This is a genomic window from Variovorax sp. WDL1, from assembly GCF_001541225.1.
Taxonomy (GTDB): Bacteria; Pseudomonadota; Gammaproteobacteria; order Burkholderiales; family Burkholderiaceae_C; genus Variovorax.
The window spans coordinates 2,403-11,285 of record NZ_LMTS01000224.1; the positions used below are offsets into that span (position 1 = coordinate 2,403).

8 protein-coding genes are annotated in these 8,883 nt (G+C 67.4%); all 8 read right to left on the bottom strand.

Annotated elements, in window-relative coordinates; all coding sequences use genetic code 11:
* Positions 1–715 (bottom strand): ABC transporter permease subunit (locus tag APY03_RS27595; RefSeq protein WP_232324439.1); only part of this gene is annotated, 715 nt, incomplete at its 3' end.
* A 24-nt stretch (positions 716–739) separates the two neighbouring features.
* The gene (gsiC, locus tag APY03_RS27600; RefSeq protein ID WP_068681920.1) at positions 740–1,660 is read right to left on the bottom strand and encodes a glutathione ABC transporter permease GsiC; all 921 of its coding nucleotides are present in this window, start codon (positions 1,658–1,660) and stop codon (positions 740–742) included.
* A 159-nt stretch (positions 1,661–1,819) separates the two neighbouring features.
* Positions 1,820–3,355, bottom strand: coding sequence for a glutathione ABC transporter substrate-binding protein GsiB (gene gsiB / locus APY03_RS27605; protein ID WP_068681922.1), 1,536 nt, complete (start codon positions 3,353–3,355; stop codon positions 1,820–1,822).
* A 20-nt stretch (positions 3,356–3,375) separates the two neighbouring features.
* Positions 3,376–5,274 (bottom strand): dipeptide ABC transporter ATP-binding protein, encoded by a 1,899-nt coding sequence (locus tag APY03_RS27610; RefSeq protein WP_068681924.1) that lies wholly within the window; start codon positions 5,272–5,274, stop codon positions 3,376–3,378.
* Positions 5,271–6,230, bottom strand: coding sequence for an isoaspartyl peptidase/L-asparaginase family protein (locus APY03_RS27615; protein WP_068681926.1), 960 nt, complete (start codon positions 6,228–6,230; stop codon positions 5,271–5,273). Before APY03_RS27615 ends, APY03_RS27610 begins: the two co-directional genes overlap by 4 nt.
* Positions 6,227–7,177, bottom strand: a complete 951-nt coding sequence (locus APY03_RS27620; protein WP_068681928.1) for a MurR/RpiR family transcriptional regulator — start codon at positions 7,175–7,177, stop codon at positions 6,227–6,229. Before APY03_RS27620 ends, APY03_RS27615 begins: the two co-directional genes overlap by 4 nt.
* Before the next feature lie 101 nt (positions 7,178–7,278).
* Positions 7,279–7,641: a hypothetical protein gene (locus APY03_RS27625; RefSeq protein ID WP_146039387.1), complete on the bottom strand. Its 363-nt coding sequence runs from the start codon at positions 7,639–7,641 to the stop codon at positions 7,279–7,281.
* A gap of 814 nt (positions 7,642–8,455) precedes the next feature.
* Positions 8,456–8,883, bottom strand: a 428-nt coding sequence (locus tag APY03_RS44630) for a hypothetical protein (RefSeq protein WP_232324440.1), incomplete at its 5' end; no start/stop codon positions are given.

Here is an 8,883-nt window from a genome sequence, read left to right on the forward strand (position 1 = left end):
TGATGATCGAAGTGCCGAGCCGCATCGTGAAGTACACGACGATGGAGGAGATGGTGCCCGGCAGGATGTGGCGCAGCAGGATGGTGCTGTCGCTCGCGCCGATGCTGCGCGTGGCCTCGATGTAGGTGAGGTTCTTCAGTGCCAGCGTGTTGCCGCGCACCAGCCGCGCGAAGGCCGGCACGCTGAACACCGACACCGCCACCACCACATTCGTCATGCTGCTGCCGAGGATGGCGACCACGCCCAGCGCCAGCAGGATGCCGGGGAAGGCGAAGAGCACGTCGGAAATGCGCATCACGATACGGTCCCACCAGCCGCCGTAGTAGCCGGCCAGCAGGCCCAGCACGGTGCCGATGATGGCGCCCAGCACCACCGACAGGAAGCCCGTGGCCAGCGAGATGCGTGCGCCCATGAGGATGCGGCTGAAGATGTCGCGGCCCAGCGGATCGACCCCGAACCAATGGGCCGCCGAGGGGCCGGTGTTGAGCTTGTCGTAGTCGAAGAAGTTCTCGGCGTCGTAGGGCACGATCCAGGGCGCGAGAATGGCCACGGCCACGAGCAGCAGCACGAAGATGCCGGCGCCCATCGCGACGTGCTGCATGCGGAACTTGCGCCAGAACTCCGTCCACGGCGTGCGCACGCGCGAGGACGCGACGATTGCAGCGGTCGGCTGCTCGGCCACGGCGGGGATGGGTTCAGCGGGAGGTGTGCTCATCGTCAGTCTCGCGCGTCACGCGTGTCACTTGTAGCGGATGGTGGGATTGATGAAGCCGTACATCACATCCACCACCAGGTTGATCAGGATGAACTCCAGCGAGAACAGCAGCACCAGCGCCTGGATCACCGGGTAGTCGCGCATGTCCACCGCATCCACCAGCAACCGCCCGAGGCCGGGCCAGTTGAACACCGCCTCGACCACGATCGAGCCGCCCAGCAGGAAGCCGAACTGCAGCCCCATCATCGTGACCACCGGGATCAGCGCGTTGCGCAGGCAGTGCTTGAGCACCACCCACTTCTCCGACACGCCCTTGGCACGTGCCGTGCGCACGAAGTCTTCCTGGATCACCTCGACGAAGGAGGCGCGGGTGAAGCGCGCCATCACCGCCGCCACCGCGGCGCCCAGCGTGATCGAGGGCAGGATGTAGTGGCGCCACGAATCGGCGCCCACCGTGGGCAGCCAGCCGAGCTGCACCGAGAAGATCTGCATCAGCAGCATGCCCAGCGCAAAGGCCGGAAAGGAAATGCCCGACACCGCCAGCGTCATGCCCAGCCGGTCAGGCCACTGGTTGCGGTACACGGCCGACGTGATGCCGATCGCCATGCCGAACACCACCGCCCAGGCCATGCTGGTGAGCGTGAGCAGCAGCGTAGGCATGAAGCGCTCGGCGATCTCGGTGGACACCGGCCGCTTCGAACGCAGCGAACGGCCGAAGTCGCCCTGCAGCATGTTGGTGAAGAAGTTGAGGAACTGCTGCGGCATCGGCTTGTCGAGCCCGAGGTCCGCGCGCACCAGCGCCACCGTCTCGGGGCTGGCGTCCGGTCCGGCCGCCAGCCGCGCCGGGTCGCCGGGCAGCATGTGGACGAACAGGAACACCAGCACCGCCACGATCAGCAGTGTAGGCAAGAGGCCCAGCAGGCGCTTGAGGACGTACTGGAGCATTCGCTCACCCCCAGGCTGCGCGCACTTCGTGTCGCTTTCGCCAACCCCCTTCCGGGGGCAGCATCAGCGGCCCGGCAAAGCCGGTTCCGCGGTGTTTCACGACTCGGCTGCGCGGTTTCATGCGTCGAGGATCGTGCCAGGCACAGGGGAGCACTGAAGTCACTTCAGCTCGACGTCGTCGAAGTTGAAGCTGCCGTCCGGAATCACGTAGAAGCCGGTCAGGTTGCGCGCCCGCACCGACAGCAGTTGCTCCGTGACGAGGAAGGCCCAGGGCGCGTCGTCCCAGATGCGCTTCTGCGCATCGGCGTAGATCTTGCCCTTGGCGGCCGGGTCGGTGGTCACCAGCGCCTTCTTGATGTCGGCATCGACCTGTTCGTTCTTGTAGTACGCGGTGTTGAAGAGGCGCGGCGGGAACGATTCGGACGCCAGCAGCGGGCGCATTGCCCAGTCGGCCTCGCCGGTGGAAGAGGACCAGCCCACGTAGTACATGCGCACCGGCGCGGTGGCCGGGTCTTGCGCGCTCTCGACGCGTTCCACCCGCTGCCCGGCTTCCAGCGCCTGCACCTGCACCTTGACGCCGACCTGCGCCAGCTGCTGCTGCACGAACTGGATCACCTTCTGCGCCGTCGTGTAGTTGTAGGCCGACCAGAGCGTGCTCTCGAAACCGTTCGGGTAGCCGGCCTCCTTCAGCAGCTCTCGCGCCTTGGCAGGGTTGTAGGGCCAGGGGCCGAGCTTCGACGCGCCATCGATGCCCTTGGGCAGCACGCCCTCCGCCGGTATCGCATAGCCCGAGAACGCCACCTTGACCAGCGCTTCCTTGTTGATCGCGTAGTTGATGGCCTGGCGCACCTTCGGGTTGTCGAAGGGCTTCTGCTGCGTGTTCATCGAGATGTATCGATGAATGATCGAGGGCGAGCTGGTCACCTCCAGGCTGGGCTTGCCCTTGAGCGTTTCGGCGGCTTCCGGCGGCATCGGGAAGGCGAAGTGCGCCTCGTTGGTCTGCATCATCGCGGCGCGCGTGTTGTTGTCGACCACCGGGCGGAAGGTGATCGTGTCGACCTTCGGATAGCCCTTCTTCCAGTAGCCGTCGAACTTGGCGACCTTCATGTAGTCGGTGGACTTCCACTCGACAAATTTGAACGGGCCGGTGCCCACCGGGTTCTGCGCGATGCCCTTGCTGCCGAATTTGGCCAGCGCGGCCGGCGAGATGATCACGCCCGACGGGTGGGCGAGCGTGTTGATGAAGGGCGAGAAGGGCTCGGTCAGCGTGAAGCGCACCGTGCTCGCATCGACCGCCTCGGTCTTGGCGATGTTCTTGTAGAGGTTGTAGCGCTTGAGCTTGTTGTCCGGGTTGGTCACGCGGTCGAAGGTCGCCTTCACGGCTTCGGCGTTGAAGGGCGTGCCGTCGTGGAACTGGATGCCGGTGCGCAGCTTGACGGTGTACACCAGCCCGTCCTTGCTCACGGTGTGGCCGGTGGCGAGCACCGGCACCATCTTCATGTCCTTGTCGAAGCCGTAGAGCCCCTGGTAGAAGGCCTTGGCCACCGCCTGCGAGAGCGTGTCGTTGGCATCGTACGGGTCGGTGGTGGTGAAGTTGGACTGCACGGCCACGACCACGTCCTTGGCGGCCTGCGCCGACAGGGCGAGACCGGCCAGCGCGAGGGCGGCTGCGATTCGGGTAAGACGCTTGTTCATGCGAAGACTCCTTTGAAAAATTAAAAATCGCCGGCAATCGGATGCCGCGCCACGAAATGCCCCGGGCCCACCTCGACCAGCGGCGCTACCGAAGGCTCGTAGCCCACCGGGTGCGCCGGGCTCGGCACCTCGCCCTGCAGCAGCGGGCGCTTCTGCGTGCGCCGCGTCGGGTCGGCCACCGGCACCGCGGCCATCAGCCGCTTCGTGTAGGCATGCTGCGGGTTCTCGAAGATGGCGCGGCGCGGACCGATCTCGACGATCTGGCCCAGGTACATCACCGCCACGCGGTGGCTGATGCGCTCCACCACCGCCATGTCGTGCGAAATGAAGAGAAAGGCTACGCCCAGCTCGCGCTGCAGGTCGAGCATCAGGTTGACGATCTGCGCCTGGATCGACACGTCCAGCGCCGACACCGACTCGTCCGCCACCACCACCTTCGGGTCGAGCGCGAGCGCGCGGGCGATCGCAATGCGCTGGCGCTGCCCGCCGGAGAACTCGTGCGGGTAGCGCTGCGCATAGTCGGCCGGCAGGCCCACCTTTTCGAGCAGCCAGCGCACCCGCGCCAGCGCCTCCGCGCCCTTGGCGACGCGGTGCACCAGCAGCGGCTCCATGATCGAGAAGCCCACCGTGAGGCGCGGGTCCAGCGACGCGAACGGGTCTTGAAAGATGAACTGGATGTCGCGCCGCAGCGCCTGCAGCTCGCCCTGCGGCAGCGCCAGCACGTTGCGGCCCTTGAACTCGATCTCGCCACCCTGGCTGTCGACCAGGCGCAGCAGCGAGCGGCCGGTGGTCGACTTGCCGCAGCCCGACTCGCCCACCAGCGCCAGCGTCTCGCCGGCATGCAGGTCGAAGCTGATGCCTTCCACCGCATGCACCCGGCGCGTGACGCGGCCGAACAGGCCGCTCTTGAGGTCGAAGCGCGTCACCAGGTTCTTCACGCGAAGGATCGGCGGCACGTCGAGGCGCACCGTGTCCTGCGGGCTGCGGTCGCTCATGCTCACACCGGCCGCATCGACCTGCAGCAGCTCGAAGCGCGCCGGCAGCTCGGTGCCGCGCATCGCGCCCAGCTGCGGCACGGCGGAGAGCAGGGCGCGCGTGTACGGATGCTGCGGCGCCGCGAAGATCTGCTCCGACGGCCCGGCCTCGGCCTTGTCGCCGCGGTACATCACGAGCACGCGGTCGGCCACCTCGGCCACCACGCCCATGTCGTGCGTGATGAACACCACGCCCATGTGCATCTCGGCCTGCAGCTCGCGGATGAGCTGGAGGATCTGCGCCTGGATGGTGACGTCGAGCGCGGTGGTCGGCTCGTCCGCGATCAGCAGCGAAGGCCGGCACGACAGCGCCATTGCGATCATCACGCGCTGGCGCATGCCGCCGGAGAGCTGGTGCGGGTAGCGCTGCAGCACGCTGCGCGCCTCGGGAATGCGCACCAGCTCCAGCATGCGCAGCGCTTCCGCGCGCGATGCGGTACGGTCCTTGCCCTGGTGGATGGTGATGGCTTCCGCGATCTGGTCGCCGGCGGTGAACACCGGGTTCAGCGACGTCATCGGTTCCTGGAAGATCATCGCGATGTCGGCGCCGCGGATGCCGCGCATCGTGGCATCCGTTGCCTTGGCCAGGTCGAGCACGCGGCCATCGCGCCGCCTGAACTTCATGCGGCCCTCGGGGATGCGGCCGCCGCCGTATTCGACCAGCCGCATCAGCGCGAGCGAGGTGACCGACTTGCCCGAGCCCGACTCGCCGACGATCGCCAGCGTCTCGCCGCGGTCGACGTGGAAGCTCAGCCTGCGCACCGCATCGACAGTGCGCTCCGAGGTGGCGAAGCGCACGGTGAGCCCGTCGACCTCGAGCACGCGCAGCTCGGGCATCTGCATGGCAGTGCAGGCCGCGGCAGAAGGCGAAACGATCGCACTCATCGGTGAATGGCGGTCTGCGGCGCCTCGGTGCCGCGCGCATGGCCGCGGTACATGCCGTCGGTGTTGAAGGGCATGCAGACGTTGCCGTTGCGATCGATCGCGATCAGCCCGCCGCTACCGCCGATCGAGGGCAGTGTCTGCATCACCACCGCCTGCGCCGCCTGCGCCAGCGACTGGCCCGCATAGCGCATGCGCGCGCAGACGTCGTAGGCCGCGGCAGCGCGGATGAACATCTCGCCGCTGCCGGTGCACGACACGGCGGCGCGCTTGTCGTCGGCATAGGTGCCCGCGCCGATCAGCGGCGAATCGCCCACGCGGCCGACGCGCTTGTTGGTCATGCCGCCCGTGGAGGTGGCGGCCGCGAGGTGCCCCTGCAGGTCGAGCGCCACCGCACCGACGGTGCCGAACTTGCGGCCCTCGTCCAGCGGCGCAGCGGCGGCGCTCGCCGCGCCGTCGTGGTCGAGCACCACCCGGCCGGCGCCCTGCGCCTGCGCCAGCTGCGCGCGCCGCGCCTCGGTCGAGAAGTAGGAGGGCTCCACCATCTCCAGCCCGCGCTCGCGCGCGAAGGCCTCGGCGCCGGCGCCGGCCAGCAGCACATGGGCGCCGTCTTCCATCACCGCACGCGCGGCGCGCACGGGGCGGCGAATGCGGCTCACGCAGGCGATCGCGCCGGCGCGCAGGTCGGCGCCGTTCATCACGGCCGCGTCGAGCTCGTGCGTGCCCGCGTGGGTGAAGACCGCGCCGTGGCCGGCATTGAAGAGCGGGCAGTCTTCCAGCATCTCGACCGCGAGGCAGACCGCGTCGAGCGCGGAAGCGCCCCCCAGCAGCGACGCCCGGGCGGCATGCAGGATGGCGTGCAGCGCCTCGTGGTAGGCCTGCGCCGCGCCGGCGCTCAGTGCCGCGGCGCTGATCGTGCCGGCGCCGCCGTGGATGGCAATGACGGGTGTCGTTCTCATCGGGTTTTCTTCTTTCCGGCTGGCGCGCGCGGCGCCGGCCTCTGCTTCATTCTCGGCGTGTTCGCGGCCCGCAGGCCCTGCGCGCCGTGCAGCCACGGCATCACGGCATGCACCACCTGGCTTGCGGCCTGGTACGCCTGCGGCGCGCGCAGGGCCACCGCACTGGTCAGGGCTTCGATCAGCGCCAGCACGCTGGTTTCGCAATTGGGACGATAACGGGTTTCGGTCTGCGCGTAGAGGGTGACATCGGCCAGCGGCGCGATCGGCGAGCTGGGCCGGTCGGTCAGCGCCAGCACGCCCACGCCCTGGCTGCGCGCGATGCTGGTGAGCGCCACGGTGTCGGTCAGGTAGCGCGGGAAGGTCAGCGCCACCAGCAGGTCTTGCGGCCCGCCGCGCGACAGGGCGCGCGCGCCGTGCGTGACGCCGCTGACCGAGGACAGCAGGCGCACGTCGGCACAGTAGGCATCCAGCCCATGGTGCAGCAGCCCGGCGAGCCAGGCGCTGGCGCCGAAGCCGGCAATGAAGACGGTGCGGGCGCCGAGCACGCGCGCTACCGCGGCTTCGCAGGAGGCGGGGTCGAGGGCCTGGCGTGTTGCGCCGATGTTGTCTTGGCTTTCTTGCAGGGCGATCGCGAATACCTCGGCAACGGTCGAAGGGCTGGCGAGGTTGCCGCGTAGGCGCTCGACGGGTGCTACCAGCGGCTCGAAGCCGCGGACCAGCTCGGCGCGGAAGCTTGCATAGCCGTCGAAGCCCAGCGCGCGGGCGAAGCGGTTGGCGGTGGCGACCGAGACGCCGACGGCTGCGGCCAACTCGTCGATGGGCAAGGTGGCAACCTGCAACGGGCGCTCGAGCACGTAGTCGGCCACCTGGCGGTGCGAAGGGGTCAACTGCCGCAAGGCCTGGGCGATGCGCTGGGCGACGGTGGTGGCTGCGGGGGGAGCCGGCATGCGGTGGGGTTGTGGGGTACTCGCCCGTTCAGGGTGCGGGGGATGTAAAGAAAATTACATTGTGGTGCAAGGGAAGAAAATTTTCGATCATTGGGGCGGGTTTAGCAAGGTGCGGGCCACGTCTGATCGGCGGCGGTGACTTCGCGCGTTGCGAGTTGGCGCGCGAAATCGGCGTAGAGCGAGAGCAGCGCGCGGGTTTCGGTCACCATCGCGTTGAACTCGGCGCTGGCCGGGATGTCGCTGGGGAGAGGGCGGCTTTCGAAGTCGCGTAGTTTGCGATGCAGTTCCTCCATGTGGCAGAGGAAGGCTGGGGCGTTGAGTCGCGGGTCCAGGTCGTTGGCGCAGAGGGTGTGCCGTGGGGCGGGTTCGGGGTCGGAGAAGATGTTGACCTTCTCGACAGGAACTCGCTCGGCGCGAGCGGAGACGTTGCGAGGAGTGGCGCGTGCACGAGCAGACTTGACCATGATGGTCTCCAAGGACATCGCGGAGCTTGCTCGGGACGCCAATCCCGGTCACCCCAATGGTGGAGTGACGGGCGGAGTATAGCCAGGGGTGATCGGCAGAAGTGCAGGCCGGCAAGACGCAAGCGTCTGTCGTGGGACGGCCTCTGGTAGACGATCCGCTATGCAGCGGTTGCTGTCGATGAGCACCGTACCCTCGACTCACGGTCACCGGCACATTGCGGTCATACGGGCATCAGCGGCCCGTCGATTCCTAATGACCGGTTTCGAAGTACTGCCGACATCGCCAGCGCTTCAGGCGGTTGTGATGGCTGGCCAGCTCAAAGGTTCTTCGTGTGGAGACCGCCGACGAGCTGGCCGAGCGGTAGTGCGCGCGATGCGCAAAGCGGTGGTCTGAGTGTCGGGTAGCTCGGTCGCGCATTTTTCGGCTGACCTGATCAGATGGCTCGGTGACGCCAACGGCTGCGCACGCACACCACGTTGACGCGCACAGGCTCAATCTCTCGGAAGCCTTCCACTCTTCGTGATTGAAGTGGGTCTCGCCGCGAATGAAGACTCCTTGATGCTTCCGCTGTGTCAGCGGCCAGCATGAACCACCAGCGACATCCAGGGTATCGCTTCCACGCGCACAGGGGCTGGGCACCGCGGGTGCGGGCTCCTGGAAGCAGGAATGCGGGTAACAATCCTTGGCCAAGTGGGCAGCCAGATCAATAATGTGCGCGCCGATTCGCGGTTAGCGGGGTCACAAGGTCCTCCTCAACCAGAGCTGCGACTTCGTCGCCGGTCAGCGTTGCTGCCCGATCGATCTGATTGGCGCTCACTCATCATGGGCTGCCGGTTGCAAGGAGCACAGTTGATGTCGAACTGCCTTGGTGACTTCACGAAGCCGGGAGTTTCCGGCCGGCGGGCAACGCTCAGGAGCATCAGCGATGCTGACCAGCGATTGACAGCCACTGAGGACGTCACCGCGACGACCGGTGAGCATGTTGTAGGCCCGGTCGCTGCTTGGACGACAGGTGACGTTGAGCATCTGGCGGGCCGCAGCCCTGCAGGTGATCTGCTGGTTTTCTGGTGGACTCCTCGTGCTGATCGGTGGCAGGTTGTCAACGCCTCGCAGGAGGCTGGTGCACGCATAGACGGCCCTGTAGCGGCATGGGTAACCAGAGCCGACGACCTCACGGTTGAGCATCTGGCGGGCCGCAGCCCAGCAGGTGATCTGCTGGTTTTCTGGTGGTCGCCGCGCGC